The following is an 18,242-nucleotide window of genomic DNA, read 5'->3' on the forward strand; positions in this document are numbered from 1 at the left end:
TATCAGGTTTTGGTGACGTTCAGCAATGCATCGCGCGCCGCCGCAGCCGATGAGCTGGGACGGTTAACCAGAAAAAGCCCAGCAATTACAAGGACCGCGGCGGCCCCGAATGTCAGGCTTAGGGTGTCGTGCATGATGAAATAGCTACCGACCACGCCAAACAAAGGGGTGATGAAGGTAAAAGCCGACAATTTGCTGGCCGAATACGTCTTCACCAGCGCGAACCAAAGCGTGAACGTGGTTCCAACCACCCAGATCGCCTGGAAGGCCATGAGAGCGAGGGACAGGGGCGCAGGCGTATGCGTGACGGATTCGCCGAACAGCCAGGCTGCCAGGCCGAGGATCGGGATCGAGGTCGCGACCTGATAGCCCAGCGCCTTCTCGGGCGCGGCGAAGCGCAGCCGCGTGCCCTTGGCGACCAGCGTGGTTGCCGCCCACAGCGCCGCGCCGCCGACGATCATGAGGTCACCGAGCAACACCTTGGCATCGACATCCGGCTGCGGCACGCCGATGGCGAGCGCGACGCCGGCAAAGCTCACCGCCAGTCCCAGCCATTGCGTGCCGCCAAGCCGTTCGCCGAGCACCTGATAGGAGCCGAGCGCGACGAAGAACGGCGCGGTGTAGAGGAAGACGACCGCCCGAGAGGCCGGTGTGAAGCGCAGGCCCTGGAAGATCAGAACGAACTCGATTCCGAACATCAATCCGGCGATCAGGCCGGGCTTCCAGGTGCGGTCACGTTCGAAGAAATTGACGCCACGAAGGGTGCCGATGATGAATAGCACCGGCAGCGCGCCCATCGAGCGGATCGTGGCCTGGAGCATCGGCGGGATATCCGGCAGCACCAGCTTCACCGCAATCTGGTTGAAGCCCCAGGTCAAGCACAGCATCAGCATCAGGGCGATGGCGCCGACGCTCAGCGGGCGACCGGCGGAGGATATGGCTTGTGGTGAGGACATCTCTTCCCGACTACCGGCGTTGTGCCGTTGTTACTTGAGCGATCGGACGGTGGGGCTCTTTACCTCTCCCCAGCGGGGAGAGGTGGACACCGCGGCCTTGGGTCGAGTTGATCGCATTCTTCAGGCAGCTTTCTGACAATGGGTGCAGATGCCCGTGATCTCCACCACGGACAATTTAGGAGCGAAGCCTGAGCTGCGCGCAGCGGCATTGAGTTCCTTGGCGAAGGAGGCCGACGGGATCTCGCCGACCAGGCCGCAGCGCTCGCAAATCAGGAACGCCACCGCCGAGGTCGCGTCGTGGTCATGGGCGGCGCAGGCCAAATAGGCGTTACGGCTCTCGATGCGATGCACGAGGCCGTTGGCCATCAGAAAATCGAGAGCACGATAGACCGTGATCGGCGCTGGTCGCGCCATCGACTTGGCGAGTTCGTCGATCACCTCATAGGCGCCAAGCGGGCGGTGGCTGGAGAGGAGCGCCCCGAGCACCTGACGGCGGATCGGCGTGAATTTCTGCGCGCGCTGCTCGCAGACCTGTTCGGCATGCGCCAGCGCATCCGCAGTGCAGCGGTCGTGATCGTGATCGGGCGCGGGAAATGCCGTGTTTGCGAGGGTCATGCGGGACGCGTTCTAGCATTTTGCTGATGGAACCCAAAGCGCGACCGGCAACGCGGCTGCCAGCCATGCTCTTGGAGCGGGACGGCGTCCCGCTAATCCGCCATGAAATAATCATAAGCTTGCTTATTATATTCCAGGCTTATTGGAGACGAAGCTCATGACCCGAGGGTCGGTCGACCAGAATTTCCTGTTCACGCTGGGTGAGCTCTACCGCTTGTTGCGTGTCTATGCCGACAAGGAGGCGTCCCGTTTCGGCATCACCCGCGCGCAATGGGCCGTGCTGTCCAAAGTCGAGCGCAGCGAGGGCATGAAGCAGTCGGAGCTCGCCGAGCTCCTCGAGATGCAGCCGATCACGCTGACGCGCCTGATCGACAAGCTCTGCGACAATGACTGGATCGAGCGCCGCAGCGACGCCTCGGACCGCCGCGTCAAGCGCCTGTATCTGAAGAAGGCGGGCCGGACATTGCTCGGCCGGATGAGCGGGCTGAAGTCCGAAATCACCGCCAATGCGCTCGACGGCATCAACGCGGCCGACGCCCACCGCCTCCTCACCCAGCTCGAAACGATCAAGGAAAACGTGCGGACCGCGATCCAGACATCCGGAGCGGAACAAGCACGCAAGGAGCAGCGCTATGGCTGATCAGGTCCTCAAGTTCCAGCCCGAGCAGAAGATCGACGGCGGCAAGCCCACAAAGAAGGCTGGCACGGATCCGCGCCGCCGCGTGGCGGCGGGCCTGCGCCGCTACCGCCGCTTCCTCCTCCTGGTCGTCCTGCCGGTCACCGTCGCCATCGGCGGCATCACCTTCTATCTCCATGGCGGCCGCTATGTCGGCACCGACGACGCCTATGTCGGTGCGCAGAAGGTGCTGGTGACGCCCGACATCTCGGGCAAGATTCAGAAGGTGATCGTGAGAGAAGGACAGTCCGTCAAGCAGGGCGACGAATTGTTCGAGATCGACCCCGTTCCGTTCCGCCACGCAGTGGATGAAGCCAAGGCGCAGCTCGCGCAGGCCCGCACGACCTATGAGAACCTCGTCGCCAATATCAAGATCTACGGCGACATGCTCAACCTTGCCCAGCAGGGCGTCGACCTGAAGCAACGCGATGTCGAGCGCAAGCAGGCGCTGGTCAAGAACAATTACGGCTCGCAGCTCGATCTCGACAACGCTGCCAACGCGCTGGTGACCGCAGGCGCACAGGCACAATACATCAAGCAGCAGCTCTCCAACGCCAAGACGCAATTGCTGGGCGATCCCTCGTTGCCGCTGGAGCAGTTCCCGCCTTACGCGCAGGCGAAAGCCAAGCTGGACGACGCCCAGCGCAACCTCGACCACACCGTCCTGCGCGCGGCGATGGACGGCGTGGCCACGCAAGTGGAACAGATCCAGCTCGGCCGCTACGTCGCCGCCGGCACGCCGGTGTTCTCCATCATCGACGTCGCCCATCCCTGGGTCGATGCCAATCCGAAGGAGAGCGATCTCACCTACGTCACCGAAGGACAGCCCGTCACGCTCGAAGTCGACGCATTTCCGAACCACCTTTTCAAGGGCAAGATCGGATCGCTCTCGCCCGGCACCGGCGCGCAATTCGCGATCCTGCCGCCGCAGAACGCCACCGGCAATTTCGTCAAGGTGGTGCAGCGCGTGCCGATCCGGATCTATTTCGACGAGACCGACAAATACGTGCGGAAACTGAAGGCCGGCATGAGCGTCTACGCCACCATCGACACCGGCCATCGGCGCTCGCTCGCCGGCCTGCTTGGCCTGTCAGCGACCGCGGGCCAAGGCCAGGACAAAGAATAAACCTGAGAAGGACTGATCGATGTCCGGCCCCAATGCCAGTCTGATGGTCCCAGGCCTGCGCCGGAACATGGTGACGATCTGCGCCATGACCGCGACCATCATGCAGGCGCTGGACACCACCATCGCCAATGTCGCATTGCCCTACATGCAAGGCACGCTGTCCGCCTCGCAGGATCAGATCAACTGGGTGCTGACCTCCTACATCGTCGCCGCCGCGATTATGACGGCGCCGGTGGGCTGGATCGCCAACCGCTTCGGCCGCAAGCGCATCTTCATCATCTGCTCGGCGGGCTTCACCATGGCGTCGGTGTTGTGCGGCCTCGCCCAGGACATCAACCAGATGGTGCTGTTCCGCCTGCTGCAAGGCGTGTTCGGCGCCGCCCTGGTGCCGCTGTCTCAGTCGGTCATGCTCGACTACTACACGCTCCAGGAGCGCGCCAAGGCGATGTCGATCTGGGGCATGGGCGTGATGATGGGCCCGATCATGGGCCCCTCGCTGGGCGCCTGGCTCACCGAGACCTATTCCTGGCACTGGGTGTTCTTCGTCAACCTGCCCTTCGGCGCCATCACCGTGCTCGGGCTGATCGTCTTCATGGACGAGACCCGGAAGGATTTCAGCCTGAAGTTCGACTGGTTCGGTTTCGCCGCGCTGGCGATCGCGATCGGCGCACTTCAGCTTGCGCTCGACCGCGGCGAGCAGCTCGGCTGGCTTGAGTCGAGCGAGATCCTGGCGGAATTCATCGTCTCCGCTGTCGCCTTTTACTTCTTCCTCGCGCACTCCTTCACGACATCGACGCCGTTCATCCGCTTCGCGCTGTTTCGGGATCGCAACTTCGTCACCGGCTGCGTGTTCATGGTAGTGATGGGGCTCGTGCTGTTCTCGACCATGGCGCTGGCTTCGCCCTACATGCAGAACGTGATCGGCTATCCCATCATCACCGCCGGCCTGCTGCTGGCGAGCCGCGGCATCGGCACCTTCTTCGCCATGATGCTGGTCGGCCGCATGATGCGCTATGTCGAGGCCCGCACGCTGATCATCGCAGGCCTCACGCTGACCGCGGGCTCGTTGTTCCAGATGACCGGCTGGACCGACCTGACCCAGGTACCGGAGATCGTCACGGTCAGCGTCATCCAGGGCTTCGGCTTCGGCCTTGTCTTCGTGCCGCTCTCGACCGTGGCGTTCCTGACGCTGTCGAACGAGCTGCGTACCGACGGCACCGCGATGCTGACCCTGATGCGCAACGTCGCAAGCTCAGTCGGCATCTCCGTCGTCATCGCCCAGCTGACGCAGGGAACGCGGCGGACTTATGCGATTCTCTCCGAGCACATCAACCCGTTCAACCATGCGCTCCAGATGCCCAGCGTCAGCGGCATGATCAATCTTTCCACAGACGCCGGCCGCGCCATGACCGACAGAATGGTCAGCGTGCAGGCGCAGATCATCGCTTTCGCGCACGATTACCAGCTGGTGATGGTCTTCATCCTCTGCACCATCCCGCTCGCTTTGCTGATCGGCTCGACCAAGGCCACACTACGCAAGCAGGCCGCCGGGCCGGAGCATGCGGTGATGGAGTAGTGATCGGTCCCGTGCCCCGGACGCAGCGCAGCACGCAACTGATGCGCTGCTGAGCCGGGGCCCATGCCCGCGGCACGATTGTCCCGGTTCTGCGGCGCAGCGTTACACGCTGCACCGCGCCCGGGACACGAGCGCGCTACAACAACTCCTCGCACCCGAGATCCTCGACCGCCATCATCACCCGCTCCAGGTTATTCCACCAGATCAGCGGCGGGATGTTGATGCTCCATTGCCAGACCGGCTTGGTGATCTGCCAGAGCACCGACCGGCGATAGTCCTGATCGAGCGCGCCGCGCGTGTAACCCGTGACACCGTGCTGTATCAGCGTCTCGTGATAGAGGTTGAGCAGGGGCCGTTCGAGTGCCTGCCGGCGGTCCGGATACCATTGCGTCGCCATCATGTAGGCGAGGTCACCGGTCGGCACGTTTATGCGCCACTGGTCGAAATCGAAGATGCGAACGGTGTTGGCAACGCCTGTGCGCGGCAACAGAAAATTCCAGGTATGGGCGTCGCCATGAGCGATGGTGACATGCCGGCGCGAATGATAACGCTCGAGCAACCGTTCCGATTGCTCGATGAAGCGGCGGAAGAGGATGCGCCGCTCCTCGCTGAGGCGGTTGCCGAGCAGATCGGCGAAACGATCGTAGTGACCAGCGAAGGTCGCCATCAGCTTCGCACTGTCGTCGGTGCTCATCCAGGTGCCGATAGTATCGCCGAAGCTATCGTGGTCCCACCACGCCGCGTGCCAGCGCGCGAGTGTCGTCACGATCGCCGTTGCCTGCTCTCGCGAGGGCGGCAGCGGCCATTGAGTTGCAATCTCATGGCTGTCGGTGAGGTCCTCGAGCAGGAGATGCCAGGTGAGGCCGTCCTCGTCAAAATGTCCGTCGAAGCAGCGCGGCACGAGACCCCGCGGCGTTTCTGGCTCAAGCTGCGTGTAGAACGCGACTTCGTTCCGGCCGCTATTTGCGAGCGACTTGGCGAAGCCTGCATGCGCGGTCTTCAGGATCAGCGACTGCGGGGCGCCAGCGGACTCCCCAACATAGCGCAAACCGAGACGCACGATATGTGACACGATGGTGTCGCGCTGATGCAGCACCTTCACCTCGCGCACCGCACCGGCGTCCAGCGCGCCGGCCCGGCGCAGCGCGGCCGTGAGGTAACCGGGCTCGGCAACCGCCGGCAGTTGCGCATTCGTCATGAAGACCACGATGCCCCTGTGCCGCGCCATACTGCACGATCACAACCGCCGGCACCAGCGGCAGGCATCGCGCCGGGCGTCACGCCGCGGCAGTCGAGTCCCGCACGGTCCGCACCACGACCGACCGCAGTTGCTCGAGATTGGCGGCCATGCCGGCGATCGCCTGCCTGACCTCCGCGGCGCGCTCGTTCACGGAGGCGGCGTCGCGGCTGACATGACCGATCTTGGCCGAGACCTCCTTCGCCGCCGACGCCGATTCGGAGATCGATCGCGTGATCTCACGCGTCGCGGCGTCCTGTTCTTCCATCGCGGCAGCAACCGAGATCGCGACACCGTCGATCTCGGCGATGTGGCCCCCCATGGTCTCGACGGCGTCGACGGCAGCCTGAGTCGCGGTCTGGATCTCGGCAATCAGCCGCCCGATCTCCTCGGTGGACTTGGCGGTCTGATCGGACAGCGATTTCACCTCGGTGGCGACCACCGCGAAGCCGCGGCCGGCCTCGCCGGCGCGCGCCGCCTCGATCGTGGCATTGAGCGCCAGGAGGTTGGTCTGGCCGGCGATGCCGCCGATAAGATCGGAGACCTCGGCGATCTTCCTCACCGAACCAGCCAGCGCCTGAATGGTCGAGCGCGCCTGCTCACGGCCGGCGACCGCAGATTTGGTGACCGTGCTGGTCCTCGCGACCTGACTCGCGATCTCGCGGATCGAGGCGCTCAGCTCTTCGGCCGCAGCCGAGACGGTTTGCGAGCTGCCGAGGGCCTGGGTGGAGGCCGCGGCGACCGCCTGCGACTGCGCGGAGAGCGAACTTGCGATCTCGGACAGGCTGGTGGCGACCCGCTCCACGCCCTGCGTCGCCGCGCTCGCGCTGTCGACAGACCGGCCGGTCTCGCGTTCGACGGTCTCGGCCATCTGCTGCAGGGCGCTGCGCTTGGCGCGCGCGGCCTCCTGTTCCTGCCGCAACTGCTCCTCGCGCAGGCGGGAATTCTCGACCGCCGCCTGCTTGAACACCAGCAGCGCACCCGCCATCGAGCCAACCTCGTCCTGGCGGTGCGCGAAAGGAATGTCGGCTGCGAGATCGCCGGTCGCGAGCTTCTGCATCGTGTCCGTCATTCGTACGATCGGGCGCACCACGCCGAGCGCAACGCCGAGCAGGCCTGCGGCAATGAAGGCGAGGACGGCGGCGGAGACGCCGAGGAGGATAAAGAGCATCGAACTGTCGCGGTCCGCGGCCAGCTTCTCCATGGCGGCATTCTGCTTGTTGGCACTCTCGACGATGCTGTCGATGACGGCGCGATGCGCGGTGTATGCGCCCTTCAGCTGCGCATAGGCGCGCTCGGAAGCGGCCGCGTCCTTGGCCTTGAGGGCTGGCAGGAGCTGGTCGGACGCCTTCCAGAATTTCTGCACCTCGGCATCGGACTTCGACACCAGCGCGGTCTTCAGGTCTGCCGAGAGGCTGGAGGCGACCCAGAATGCCTTGCGCTCGTCGTAATCCTTGCGGAGCTGAACTAGGCGCTCGCCATGAGTGGCAAGCTGGTCCGGCTCGCGCATGGCAAGCGTGGCCTCGAGATAGGCTTCGATGACATATTCCGGCGGCGGCAGGATATCGGCGATGAGGTCGTTGCCGAGCTTGATATCGGAATAGAGCGGGCCGCCGACCTTGAGCTCTCTTAGGGCGTAGAGGCTGGTGGAGACCACGGCCGTAAAGCCGAGGGCCAGGACGACACCGAATGCAATGATTGCCGAGGAAAGCGAAAAACGAATTTTCATGGAACAATCCGGTCGCGCGGTCGAAATCCAAATGGATACTAAACGACTACGGTAAACACGGGATTGCTACGCGCGGAAATTGCGCTCCGCGAACTCCGGGGAAACTACGGGGAAACTACGGGAAGCATCAGGGGCGGCTCCGATACGGAAGACGCCCCCGGCCCCCGTCCCGGACAAGCGCGTCTCAGGCGCGCCCGCAGGTCCGTGACGACGCGGGCGTTAAACGTCGAAGAACACCGTCTCGTCGTCGCCCTGGAGCCGCAGGTCAAGCCGGTAAACCGCCTTGCCGGCCTCGCGCGTCGCAACCAGCGTGGCGCGGCGCTCAGTGGGCACCAGCGCCAGCACGGGATCGGCGGAATTGCCGGCCTCGTCGCTGAAATAGATGCGGGTATAGAGATGCCTGAGCATGCCGCGCCCGAAGACCGCAAGAAGGATGTGCGGCGCCTGCGGCTTGCCGTCGGGATCCGGCACGGCGCCGGGCTTGATGGTCTCGAAGGCGTAATTGCCATCCTTGTCGGTGCCGCAGCGGGCAAAGCCGCGGAAGCTCGCATTCGGCAGCGCACGCTTGTCCTGCGGGTCGGCAAAGCGACCTTGCGCGTCCGCTTGCCAGATCTCCAGCATGCAATCCGGCACGGCGACGCCATCACCGTCGAATACCCGGCCCTCGATGCGGATACGGTCGCCAGAAACGTCGGGCGTGAGCGTCGAGTTGGTGAACGCGTCGTTCCAGGCGTATTCGCCGTTCGGCGTCAGGCCGTATTTGAAGAACGGACCGACGGTTTGCGATGGGGTGATCCCGTTGGGCTTCACAGAATCCTGCACTTAATGGTTCTCCATAGGCGTGGCGTTCTGGCCGCGCAGCACGATGTCAAAGCGATAGCACAGCGCCCATTCGGGCTGTGTGTTCTCGAGATCGAAGGAAGAGACCATCCGCGCCCGCGCCTTTTCGTCCGGCACCGAATTGAAGATCGGGTCGAACGGGAACAGCGGATCGTTCGGGAAATACATCTGCGTCACGAGGCGCGTGACAAAGGAATGGCCGAAGACCGAGAGGTGGATGTGCGCGGGCCGCCACGCATTGTGATGATTGCCCCAGGGATAAGCGCCCGGCTTGATGGTGACGAAGCGGTAGTAACCTGAGGCATCGCTCACGGTACGGCCGGCGCCCGTGAAATTTGGATCGAGCGGTGCCGGGTGCTGGTCACGGACATGGACATAGCGGCCGCAGGAATTGGCCTGCCAGATTTCGACCAGCGAGTTCGGCACGCCGCGGCCGTCCTCGTCGCGGACGTGGCCATGCACGATGATGCGCTCGCCGAGCGGCTCGCCACTGTGCTGGCGGGTCAGATCATTGTCGCCCTCGCGCACGGTCTCGTGGCCATAGACCGGGCCAGTCAGCTCCGACAGGGTGTGGCGCATCGGAATCAAGGGCTGGTGCGGCGCGCGCTTGATCGAGCTCTTGTACTCGGGAGACAGCGGCAGCGGATGCGCCTTGTTGCTGTCGACGGGATAGATGAACGTCATTGGCGAACTCCTCCCCGGCCGTTCAGGGGCCGGTCAACGCTCGACAATCATTATAGGACATAACTAATTTGGGGAAGCGGGTTTCGCAGCCCCTATTACTTGTTGTTCCGGGGCAGCCCGAGAGGGCTGAACCCGAAATCTCGAGATCCCGGGTTCGGTGCAAGCGCACCACGCCCGGGGATGACGAGATGCGCCGCGCCCCGTCAGTTCAATTTCTCGATCGCGACCGCGACGCCCTGGCCGACGCCGACGCACATGGTGGCAAGCGCGAGCTTGCCGCCGCGCTTTTCCATGCCATGCACGGCGGTGAGCGCGAGACGGGCGCCACTCATGCCGAGGGGATGGCCGAGCGCGATGGCGCCGCCATGCGGATTGACGAAGTCGGCGTCATCAGCCACGCCAAGCTGACGCATGCAGGCGATGCCCTGCGAGGCGAAGGCTTCATTCAGCTCGATCAAGTCGAAATCGCTGATCTTCTTGCCGAGTCGCTCCATCAGCTTGCGCGTCGCCGGCACGGGTCCAATGCCCATGATGCGCGGCGGCACGCCGGCCGAGGCGAGGCCGAGAATGCGCGCGCGGGGTGTCAGCCCGTGCTTCTTCACCGCAGCTTCGGATGCGAGGATCATCGCGGCGGCGCCGTCATTGACGCCGGAGGCGTTGCCGGCAGTGACCGTGCCGGGATTGCGCACGATCGGCTTCAGCTTGGCGAGCCCCTCCAGCGTGGTCTCGGGGCGCGGATGCTCGTCCTTGTCCACCGTGATAGGGCCGGCCTTGCCGCCGGCAATGGTGATCGGGGTGATCTCTTCCGCAAAATAGCCGGATGCAATCGCCGCGCCGGCACGCTGCTGCGAGCGGATCGCGAAGGCGTCCTGGTCGGCGCGCGAGACCTGGAATTCCTCGGCGACATTTTCGCCGGTCTCCGGCATCGCGTCGACGCCATACTGCGCCTTGAGCAGCGGATTGATGAAGCGCCAGCCGATCGTGGTGTCGAAGATCTCGGCCGAACGCGAGAACGCCTCCTGCGCCTTGCCCATGACGAAGGGGGCACGGGTCATGGATTCGACACCGCCGGCAATCGCAAGCTCGATCTCGCCGGAGCGGATGGCGCGCCCCGCGGCGCCGACCGCATCCAGCCCGGACGCGCAGAGCCGGTTCAGGGTCTGGCCCGGAACCGAATCCGGCAGGCCCGCCAGCAACAGCGCCATGCGTGCGACGTTGCGATTGTCCTCGCCGGCCTGATTGGCGCAGCCGAAGAAGACTTCGTCGACCTGGCCCCAGTCGAGATTGGGACGCTTGGCCATCAGCGCCTTGATCGGCGCGGCCGCCAGGTCGTCGGCGCGCACCTTGGCGAGCGAGCCGCCGAAACGGCCAATCGGGGTCCGCACGGCATCGCAAATAAAGACGTCACGCATCGCTGTTCTCCCTGAATGCCGCGGTTCGGCCCAATTTCTTCAATGAGGGCGGAGTTTTAGGAGGGCGCCCGCGGCAGGTCAATTGACGGTTTCGCGTGCGACTCGCAGGGGGCCAGCCGCCCGCAACGCATGCCGCGGTTCGGACAACGTGGAAAACCTCACCTGCCCGGCCAAAGCGATAGGACCGGGGAGCGAAATTTTGTAGGTTGCACCGCCCATGACAATGCAACAGCCAATACCTGTACCGCCTCCCGACGACACGCCCGCGCCGCAGGCGGAAGCTGCCGCGCGTGTCACGCCCATGATGGAACAGTACCTCGAGATCAAGGCGGCGCATCAGGGCTTGCTGCTGTTCTACCGGATGGGCGATTTCTACGAATTGTTCTTCGAGGACGCCGAAATTGCCTCGAAGACGCTCGGCATCGTCTTGACCAAGCGCGGCAAGCATCAGGGCGCGGATATCCCGATGTGCGGCGTGCCGGTCGAACGCTCCGAGGATTATCTGCACCGCCTGATATCAGCCGGCCACCGGGTCGCTGTCTGCGAGCAGACCGAGGATCCCGCTGCGGCCAAGGCGCGCGGGAACAAGAGCGTGGTGCGCCGCGGCGTGGTGCGGCTGGTCACGCCGGGCACGCTGACCGAGGACACGCTGTTGGACGCGCGTGCGAACAACTACCTGCTGGCGATCGCGCGCGCCCGCTCCTCCGCCGGTGGCGACCGCTTCGGCCTTGCCTGGATCGACATCTCGACCGCCGAATTCATGGTGACGGAGTGCGGCGGCGGCGAGCTCGCCGCCACGCTGGCGCGCATCAATCCGAACGAGGCGATCGTCACCGACGCGCTCTATAACGACAGCGAGCTCGGACAGATGTTGCGCGAGCTGCCGGCGGTAACGCCGCTGACCCGCGACGTGTTCGACGGCGCCACCGCCGAGAAGCGGCTGTGCGACTATTTCGCTGTCGCCACAATGGATGGGCTGGCGCAGCTCACGCGTCTGGAAGCCACCGCTGCGGCCGCCGCCGTCACCTACGTCGACCGCACCCAGGTCGGCAAGCATCCGCCGCTGCCGCCGCCGGCGCGCGAAGCCTCGGGCGCAACCATGGCGATCGATCCGGCCACCCGCGCCAATCTCGAATTGACGCGCACGCTCGCCGGCGAACGCCGCGGCTCGCTGCTCGACGCGATCGACTGCACGGTGACCTCGGCCGGTTCGCGGCTGCTGGCGCAGCGACTGGCGGCGCCACTGACCGATGCGCTGGCGATCGCGCGGCGGCTCGATGCTGTCGGAACCTTCGTTACCGATTCCGCCGCGCGCGAAGACATCCGCAGCATTTTGCGCGGCGCGCCCGACATGTCACGGGCGCTGGCCCGTCTCTCGGTCGGCCGCGGCGGACCGCGCGACCTCGCCGGCATCCGCGACGGCATCATCGCCGCCGACCAGGTGCTGACGCGGCTGTCCGAGCTCGACCAGCCGCCGCAGGAGATCGTGGCGGTGATGGCGGCGCTGCAAAAGCCATCTCGCGCGCTGGCGACCGAGTTTGCCGGCGCGCTCGATGAGCAACTGCCATTGATCAAGCGCGACGGCGGCTTCGTGCGCCAGGCTTACGAGCCTGCGCTCGACGAAGCCCGCAACCTGCGCGATGCTTCGCGCCTGGTGGTGGCCTCGATGCAAGCCCGCTACGCCGACCAAACCGGCGTGAAGGCCCTGAAGATCCGGCACAACAATGTGCTCGGCTATTTCGTCGAGGTGACCGCGCAGCACGGCGACAAGCTGATGTCGCCGCCGCTGAATGCGACCTTCATTCATCGCCAGACGCTGGCGGGCCAGGTGCGCTTCACGACCTCGGAGCTGGGCGAGATCGAGGCCAAGATCGCCAATGCCGGCGACCGCGCGCTCGGGCTCGAGCTCGAGATCTTCGAGCGGCTCTGCGCCAAGGCGCTCGAGATCAGCGAAGACTTGCGCGCCGCCGCGCACGGCTTTGCTTTGCTCGATGTCGCGACGTCGCTGGCCAAGCTGGCGGTCGACGAGAATTACGTGCGGCCCGAGGTCGACACCTCGCTCGGCTTTGCGATCGAAGCCGGCCGCCATCCCGTGGTGGAGCAGGCGCTCAAGCGCAATGGCGAGCCGTTCATCGCCAATGCCTGCGACCTCTCGCCGGCACCCGGACAGAAGTCAGGCCAGCTCTGGCTGCTCACCGGTCCGAATATGGCAGGTAAATCCACATTCCTGCGCCAGAACGCACTGATCGCCCTGATGGCGCAGATCGGCAGTTTTGTGCCGGCCGCGCGGGCGAGGATCGGCATCGTCGATCGCCTGTTCTCGCGGGTCGGCGCGGCCGACGATCTCGCCCGCGGCCGCTCCACCTTCATGGTGGAGATGGTCGAGACCGCGGCGATCCTGAATCAGGCCGGCGAGCGCGCACTCGTGATCCTCGACGAGATTGGCCGCGGCACCGCGACCTTCGACGGCCTCTCGATCGCCTGGGCCGCGATCGAGCATCTGCACGAGAGCAATCGCTGCCGCACGCTGTTCGCCACGCATTATCACGAGCTGACGGCGCTCTCGGCAAAACTGCCGCGCATGTTCAACGCCACCGTGCGCGTGAAGGAATGGCAGGGCAATGTCGTGTTCCTGCACGAGGTGCTGCCGGGCTCGGCCGATCGCTCCTACGGCATTCAGGTGGCCAAGCTCGCCGGCCTGCCACCGGCCGTGATCACGCGAGCCAAATCGGTGCTGGCCAAGCTGGAGGCCCAGGACCGCGGCCAGACCGCCCGCGCCCTCGCCGACGATCTGCCGCTGTTCGCCGTGCCCTCGCGCGCCGCGGCGGAGGCCGCGCCGCCGAGCGAAGCGGAGCTTCTCATGGAAGCGGTGAAGGCGTTACATCCCGACGAGATGTCGCCGCGCGAGGCGCTGGATGCGCTGTATGCGTTGAAGGCCAAGCTGCCGAAGCAATAAGCACGCCGCGACCGCAATCGTCATTGCGAGCGGAGCGAAGCAATCCATTCTCTCTCCCCGCGATCGTCTGGATGCTTCGTCGCCTCGATCCTTGCAACGACGAAGGTTAGTGCGCCAGCCGCTTCCTTCGTCCATTCCACCACAGCGTCAGGTTCCACACGATGCAGGTGGCGAGCCCCATGCTGAGGCCTATCGCGGAGCCGAAGTTTGCGGCGCCGACATGCATCACGGCAATCGCCATACCGAAGCCGAGCAAGCCCCAGGCAGAATTGGCAAGCACCGCGGCGGTCGGCGGGCCACCGATGCGCGGATGCAGGATCACCATCATGCTGGTGAAGACGATCGGGTAGAGCGCGATGACGCCGGAGACGCGCGGGCCGCCCAGCCCGAGGTGGAAACCACGATGGCGACGAGCGTCGCCACCAAAGCGGCGCGGAACGGAATGTCGTACCAGCGACGCGTCACTAACGGCATCTTCACATGGCGGTACTTAGCGAGCAGCGGAATGCAGATTCCGAAGGCAATCAGGTTCACGGCGAGTCCGGCCGTCAAGGTCCAGTCGAACAGGCGGATGATGGAGGCCAGCACGATCCACACGGCGATCGCGCTGCCGGCACTCACCAGCAGATTGTGCCGCTGCGCCAGCACGACATAGCAGAGGCCAAGCACGATCGTCGCCGCGTTGACGGGAAGGCTCGACAGCGCCCCTTGCGCGATGAAGGCGGCGTCATGGTCGAGCGCGAGAAAGACATAGGAAGGACCCGCTGAGATCGGTAGCGTCGCCACCAGCGCACCGATCACTGGGCCGGAACGTTCGGTGATGATCGACGCCGTCACGACGAACGCCGCCGCGATCGCCATGCGCAGGAGAAGGAAAAGGATGAGGTGGAGATCGGGGGACATCTAGCGCGGGATGATTTTTGTTGAGGCGAATTATCCGCGGGTTCGTTCACCTCTCCCGGAGGGAGAGGTCGATTTGCACAGCACATCGGGTGACGGCTTCAGGTCCCCACGAGAGAACGCCCCTCACCCGCGCCGTCGGCGCAACCTCTCCCAATGGAAATGGGCAGCTACATCCGCTGCATCGACACCGACACCTTCGGGCCGTTCTTGATGGTCTGATAGACCACGCAATAGCGCTCGGTGAGCTTCAGCAACAGATCGAGCTTATCCTGCGGCGCGTCGGTGTCGACCTCGAAGCGCAGCCGGATCTCGGCGAAGCCGACCGGGGTCTCCTTATCGACGCCGAGCGTGCCGCGGAAATCGAGATCACCCTCGGCATAGACGTTGCCGGTCTTCAAGGGCACCTCGATCGCGGTCGCAACCGATTTCAGCGTGACGCCGGCGCAGGCGACCAGCGCTTCCAGCAACATGTCGCCGGAGCACAGCTCGAGGCCGGAGCCGCCGGTGGCCGGATGCAGGCCGGCCATCGCAATGGCGCGTCCGGTCTCGACCTTGCAGGCGATGCCTTCGCTGTCGGTCGAACCCTTCGCCTTCAGCGTGATCAGCGCGGCCTTCGGATCAGTCTTGTAGCGCTCCTTGATCGGGGCCTGCATCCGGCGCAATTGGGCAGCGTCCATGTTCGTTCTCTCCCGGAAGATTGCCCCTCGATGTACCGGCTTGGAGACGAATTGTCACCACCACATGGCCTGACCGGGACCCTGGGTTGCGTCACGGTCGGGCACGCTGCGGTCGAGTGAACGGTCGAGTGACGTCAGCACACTTCGCTTGAAGTTCTCGAACAGCGGCGAATTGCGGTCGCGCGGCCGACCCAGATTGATCTCGATCCGATCGAACAATCGGCCGGGCCGCGGCCGCATCACCAGCACGCGATCGGCCAGCACGACAGCTTCGTCGACGTCATGTGTGACGAGCATCAAGGTCGGCCGCGTATCGGCCCAGAGGTCGAGCAGATGATCCTGAAGGTCGCGACGGGTGAAGGCGTCAAGCGCCGAGAACGGCTCATCGAGCAGCAGCACCTCCGGCTGCGGCACCAGTGCGCGTGCGATCGCGACGCGCTGCGCCTGCCCGCCGGAGAGCTCGCGCGGCCAGGCCTGCGCCTTCTCGGTGAGCCGGACGCGTTCGAGCGCGCGCGCCACCTTCTCGCGCCGCTCGGCTGCGGGCAGATCGGCAAGTCCGAAGCCGATATTGTCAGCGACGCTGAGCCAGGGCAAAAGCCGCGGCTCCTGGAAGATGATGCCGATCTTGGCATGCGGCGAGGCGATCGCCTCATCGTCGAGCGTCACCGTCCCGGAGCTGGCGCGATCGAGGCCGGCGATGGCGCGCAGCAATGTTGATTTGCCGCAGCCGGAGCCGCCGATGATGGCGACGATCTCGCCTTGGTGGATCTCGGCGGAGAAGCGCGCCAGCGCCTCTACGCCGTTGGGATAGGTCTTGCTGACCCGGTGGAGCGCCAGCATCGCGTCACGCTCCCTTCGCGCGTCCGAAGGCATCCTGCCAGCGCAGGAAGGGCGCGGCCGCGACTTCGATCAGCCAGTCCGTGAGCTTGCCGAGAATGGCGAAGATCACGATGGCCGCGAGGATCTGTGCGGGCTTGCCAAGCTGCTGGCCGTCGAGCAGGAGGTAGCCTAGGCCTTCGGAGGCGCCGATCAGCTCGGCCGCCACCACGAACATCCAGCCCAGACCGAGGCCAACGCGCAATGACACGACATAGGCCGGCAGCACCGCGGGCAACAGGATGCGCCGGATCATGGCGGGCCCTGAGAGGCGGAAGGTGCGGCCGACCTCGACGATCTTGCGGTCGACCGCGAGGATCGCGCCCATCACGCCGAGATAGACCGGAAAGAACACGCCGACCGCGATCAGCGCGATCTTCGAGGTCTCGAAGATGCCGAGCCAGAGAATGAACAGCGGCACCCAGGCCAGTGAAGGGATCGCGCGCAGCGCCTGCACGGTCGGATCGAGCAGCCGCCGCGCCAGCGACCAATAGCCGGAGATGGCGCCTAACAGTGTGCCCGCGACCACGCCGAAGGCGAAGCCGAGAGCGACCCGCCACAGCGTCGCTGTGATGTGGCGCACCAGCTCGCCGGAGCGGGCGAGCTCGGTGATGTTGGCAAACACGCGCGAGGGCGGGGGCACCAGCCGTCCGTTGGACCAGCCGACCCAGACCACGAGCTCCCAGCCAAGCGCCAACGTCAGCGGCAGCAGCACACCCAGCACCGGCCGCGCGTAGCGGACGATGCGCGAAGGCGCAGCCGCGGTTTCGGCTGGCTCCGAGGATTGTTGCAGGACTGGCGCGTCGGAGATCATGGCCATAGCAAGCGCGTCTGGTCGGGGAATGCAAGGAGCCTCAATTCGTCGGCAGCGGAACCTGGTCGTCGATCAGGGCATCCAGCGTCGCCTTGACGTCGACCTTGGCGTCGACGACGCCTGCCTGCTGGAGCGCGAGACCCGCGGCGAGGATCGATTCGCGCTGGGGCGCGCCGATGCGGCTGTGGGTGAGCTCGGTGCGCTCCTTGAGCTGCTTGTCCACGACCGCCTCGGGCAGTTTTGTGACCGCGATGAAAGTCTTCTTCAGCTCGTCGTAATTCGCCAGCGAGTATTTCCGCGCTTCCTCGTAAACCGCGAGGACGCGGCGAGCAGTGTCCGGATAATCCTTCAGGAACTGCTCCCGCACATTGAGGATGCCCCAGGTATTGGCATCGGCCTTGCGGTAAAACAGCTTTGCGCCCTCTTCGACCTCGGCCTGCGCCATCATCGGATCGAGGCCAGCCCAAGCATCGACGTCGCCGCGGACCAGCGCGGTCTTGCCGTCGGCGTGCTGGAGCAGCACCGGCGTGATGTCCTTTTCCGTGAGACCCGCGCCAAGCAGTGCGCGAACCAGGAAGATGTGCGGATCAGTGCCGCGCGTCACCGCAACGCGCTTGCCCTTGAGATCGGCAACGCCAGCGATCTTGGAATCCTTTGATGTCACCAGCGCCGTCCATTCGGGACGCGAATAGACATAGATCGACTTGATCGGATTGCCGTTGATGCGGGCGACCAGCGCGGCGGAGCCCGCGGTCGAGCCGAAATCGATCGAGCCGGCGTTAAGGAATTCGAGCGCCTTGTTCGAGCCGGCCGACTGCACCCAGGTGATCGTGACCCCGTCCTTGGCGAACTCTTTCTCCAGCAGTCCCTTCTGCTTCAGGACCATCGACACCGGATTGTAGGTCGCCCAGTCGATGCGGATCTCCTTGAGCGGATCCGCCGCTCGTGCCGCAGGGGTCAATGCGAGCGCTACGGCTCCTGCCAACAGAATGCGTCGTGTAATCCTGGCCATGCCCAGCTCCTCCAAAATTTCATTGTTTTTCAAGGAGTTATTTCTAGAGGTCAACGAGAAAATCCGTCCCTTGCAGGCGCGCAGCCCGAGAACAGATTTACCCAAAGCCGCAGCTTTCCAGCATGGAACGACTATTGCCAGAGAATCGCGGGT

Annotated in this window: 15 protein-coding genes and 1 pseudogene; 4 read left to right on the forward strand and 12 right to left on the reverse strand. The window is 64.9% G+C overall.

Annotation, left to right across the window (positions count from 1 at the left end; genetic code table 11):
• Positions 1 to 2: 2 nt before the first annotated feature.
• Positions 3 to 956 (reverse strand): DMT family transporter, encoded by a 954-nt coding sequence (locus tag IVA96_RS16420; RefSeq protein WP_247418247.1) that lies wholly within the window; start codon positions 954 to 956, stop codon positions 3 to 5.
• A 120-nt stretch (positions 957 to 1,076) separates the two neighbouring features.
• Entirely contained in the window at positions 1,077 to 1,571 is a 495-nt protein-coding gene (locus tag IVA96_RS16425; protein ID WP_247281966.1) for a transcriptional repressor, read from the reverse strand.
• Between the two features lie 157 nt (positions 1,572 to 1,728).
• Here IVA96_RS16425 and IVA96_RS16430 point away from each other — a divergent pair, with 157 nt between their 5' ends.
• From IVA96_RS16430 to IVA96_RS16440, 3 genes are read left to right on the forward strand one after another with little or no spacing between them, the layout of a single operon-like run.
• Positions 1,729 to 2,211: a MarR family transcriptional regulator gene (locus tag IVA96_RS16430; protein WP_247281967.1), complete on the forward strand. Its 483-nt coding sequence runs from the start codon at positions 1,729 to 1,731 to the stop codon at positions 2,209 to 2,211.
• The gene (locus tag IVA96_RS16435; protein ID WP_247281968.1) at positions 2,204 to 3,373 is read left to right on the forward strand and encodes an HlyD family secretion protein; all 1,170 of its coding nucleotides are present in this window, start codon (positions 2,204 to 2,206) and stop codon (positions 3,371 to 3,373) included. The genes IVA96_RS16430 and IVA96_RS16435 overlap by 8 nt, the downstream gene beginning before the upstream one ends.
• Before the next feature lie 19 nt (positions 3,374 to 3,392).
• Positions 3,393 to 4,949 (forward strand): MDR family MFS transporter, encoded by a 1,557-nt coding sequence (locus IVA96_RS16440; RefSeq protein ID WP_247281969.1) that lies wholly within the window; start codon positions 3,393 to 3,395, stop codon positions 4,947 to 4,949.
• 136 nt (positions 4,950 to 5,085) lie between these two features.
• Here IVA96_RS16440 and IVA96_RS16445 read toward each other — a convergent pair whose 3' ends face one another.
• The 5 genes from IVA96_RS16445 to pcaF all read right to left on the reverse strand — a co-directional run bounded on the left by IVA96_RS16445 (position 5,086) and on the right by pcaF (position 10,851).
• Positions 5,086 to 6,177, reverse strand: coding sequence for an ecdysteroid 22-kinase family protein (locus tag IVA96_RS16445; RefSeq protein WP_247418254.1), 1,092 nt, complete (start codon positions 6,175 to 6,177; stop codon positions 5,086 to 5,088).
• Between the two features lie 49 nt (positions 6,178 to 6,226).
• Positions 6,227 to 7,915, reverse strand: coding sequence for a methyl-accepting chemotaxis protein (locus IVA96_RS16450; protein ID WP_247418255.1), 1,689 nt, complete (start codon positions 7,913 to 7,915; stop codon positions 6,227 to 6,229).
• 219 nt (positions 7,916 to 8,134) lie between these two features.
• Positions 8,135 to 8,737: a protocatechuate 3,4-dioxygenase subunit alpha gene (gene pcaG, locus IVA96_RS16455; RefSeq protein ID WP_247281972.1), complete on the reverse strand. Its 603-nt coding sequence runs from the start codon at positions 8,735 to 8,737 to the stop codon at positions 8,135 to 8,137.
• Complete coding sequence (gene pcaH, locus IVA96_RS16460) at positions 8,738 to 9,439, reverse strand: protocatechuate 3,4-dioxygenase subunit beta (protein ID WP_247281973.1); 702 nt, start codon at positions 9,437 to 9,439, stop codon at positions 8,738 to 8,740. It abuts the gene before it with no gap.
• A gap of 203 nt (positions 9,440 to 9,642) precedes the next feature.
• Positions 9,643 to 10,851: a 3-oxoadipyl-CoA thiolase gene (pcaF, locus tag IVA96_RS16465; RefSeq protein ID WP_247281974.1), complete on the reverse strand. Its 1,209-nt coding sequence runs from the start codon at positions 10,849 to 10,851 to the stop codon at positions 9,643 to 9,645.
• 217 nt (positions 10,852 to 11,068) lie between these two features.
• On the opposite strand from pcaF, the gene mutS reads away from it, so the two are divergent.
• Positions 11,069 to 13,807, forward strand: coding sequence for a DNA mismatch repair protein MutS (gene mutS, locus IVA96_RS16470; protein WP_247418256.1), 2,739 nt, complete (start codon positions 11,069 to 11,071; stop codon positions 13,805 to 13,807).
• Between the two features lie 106 nt (positions 13,808 to 13,913).
• Here mutS and IVA96_RS16475 read toward each other — a convergent pair.
• The 5 genes and pseudogenes from IVA96_RS16475 to IVA96_RS16495 form a co-directional block, all read right to left on the reverse strand.
• Positions 13,914 to 14,710 (reverse strand): annotated as a pseudogene (locus IVA96_RS16475) (hypothetical protein).
• Positions 14,711 to 14,877: 167 nt separating this feature from the next.
• Complete coding sequence (locus IVA96_RS16480) at positions 14,878 to 15,387, reverse strand: OsmC family protein (RefSeq protein WP_247281977.1); 510 nt, start codon at positions 15,385 to 15,387, stop codon at positions 14,878 to 14,880.
• Positions 15,388 to 15,441: 54 nt separating this feature from the next.
• The gene (locus IVA96_RS16485) at positions 15,442 to 16,227 is read right to left on the reverse strand and encodes an ABC transporter ATP-binding protein (RefSeq protein ID WP_247281978.1); all 786 of its coding nucleotides are present in this window, start codon (positions 16,225 to 16,227) and stop codon (positions 15,442 to 15,444) included.
• A gap of 4 nt (positions 16,228 to 16,231) precedes the next feature.
• Positions 16,232 to 17,077, reverse strand: coding sequence for an ABC transporter permease (locus IVA96_RS16490; protein ID WP_247282056.1), 846 nt, complete (start codon positions 17,075 to 17,077; stop codon positions 16,232 to 16,234).
• A 40-nt stretch (positions 17,078 to 17,117) separates the two neighbouring features.
• Complete coding sequence (locus tag IVA96_RS16495; protein WP_247281979.1) at positions 17,118 to 18,089, reverse strand: aliphatic sulfonate ABC transporter substrate-binding protein; 972 nt, start codon at positions 18,087 to 18,089, stop codon at positions 17,118 to 17,120.
• Between the last annotated feature and the right edge of the window lie 153 nt (positions 18,090 to 18,242).

The organism is Bradyrhizobium sp. 159, assembly GCF_023073795.1.
Taxonomy (GTDB): domain Bacteria; phylum Pseudomonadota; class Alphaproteobacteria; order Rhizobiales; family Xanthobacteraceae; genus Bradyrhizobium.

Excerpts from the sequence above, each read along its gene's own strand:
- IVA96_RS16420 (WP_247418247.1), bottom strand. The coding sequence starts at position 956 with ATGTCCTCACCACAAGCCATATCCTCCGCCGGTCGCCCGCTGAGCGTC.
- IVA96_RS16425 (WP_247281966.1), bottom strand. The coding sequence starts at position 1,571 with ATGACCCTCGCAAACACGGCATTTCCCGCGCCCGATCACGATCACGAC.
- IVA96_RS16430 (WP_247281967.1), top strand. The coding sequence starts at position 1,729 with ATGACCCGAGGGTCGGTCGACCAGAATTTCCTGTTCACGCTGGGTGAG.
- IVA96_RS16435 (WP_247281968.1), top strand. The coding sequence starts at position 2,204 with ATGGCTGATCAGGTCCTCAAGTTCCAGCCCGAGCAGAAGATCGACGGC.
- IVA96_RS16440 (WP_247281969.1), top strand. The coding sequence starts at position 3,393 with ATGTCCGGCCCCAATGCCAGTCTGATGGTCCCAGGCCTGCGCCGGAAC.
- IVA96_RS16445 (WP_247418254.1), bottom strand. The coding sequence starts at position 6,177 with ATGGCGCGGCACAGGGGCATCGTGGTCTTCATGACGAATGCGCAACTG.
- IVA96_RS16450 (WP_247418255.1), bottom strand. The coding sequence starts at position 7,915 with ATGAAAATTCGTTTTTCGCTTTCCTCGGCAATCATTGCATTCGGTGTC.
- pcaH (WP_247281973.1), bottom strand. The coding sequence starts at position 9,439 with ATGACGTTCATCTATCCCGTCGACAGCAACAAGGCGCATCCGCTGCCG.
- pcaF (WP_247281974.1), bottom strand. The coding sequence starts at position 10,851 with ATGCGTGACGTCTTTATTTGCGATGCCGTGCGGACCCCGATTGGCCGT.
- mutS (WP_247418256.1), top strand. The coding sequence starts at position 11,069 with ATGACAATGCAACAGCCAATACCTGTACCGCCTCCCGACGACACGCCC.
- IVA96_RS16480 (WP_247281977.1), bottom strand. The coding sequence starts at position 15,387 with ATGGACGCTGCCCAATTGCGCCGGATGCAGGCCCCGATCAAGGAGCGC.
- IVA96_RS16485 (WP_247281978.1), bottom strand. The coding sequence starts at position 16,227 with ATGCTGGCGCTCCACCGGGTCAGCAAGACCTATCCCAACGGCGTAGAG.
- IVA96_RS16490 (WP_247282056.1), bottom strand. The coding sequence starts at position 17,077 with ATGATCTCCGACGCGCCAGTCCTGCAACAATCCTCGGAGCCAGCCGAA.
- IVA96_RS16495 (WP_247281979.1), bottom strand. The coding sequence starts at position 18,089 with ATGGCCAGGATTACACGACGCATTCTGTTGGCAGGAGCCGTAGCGCTC.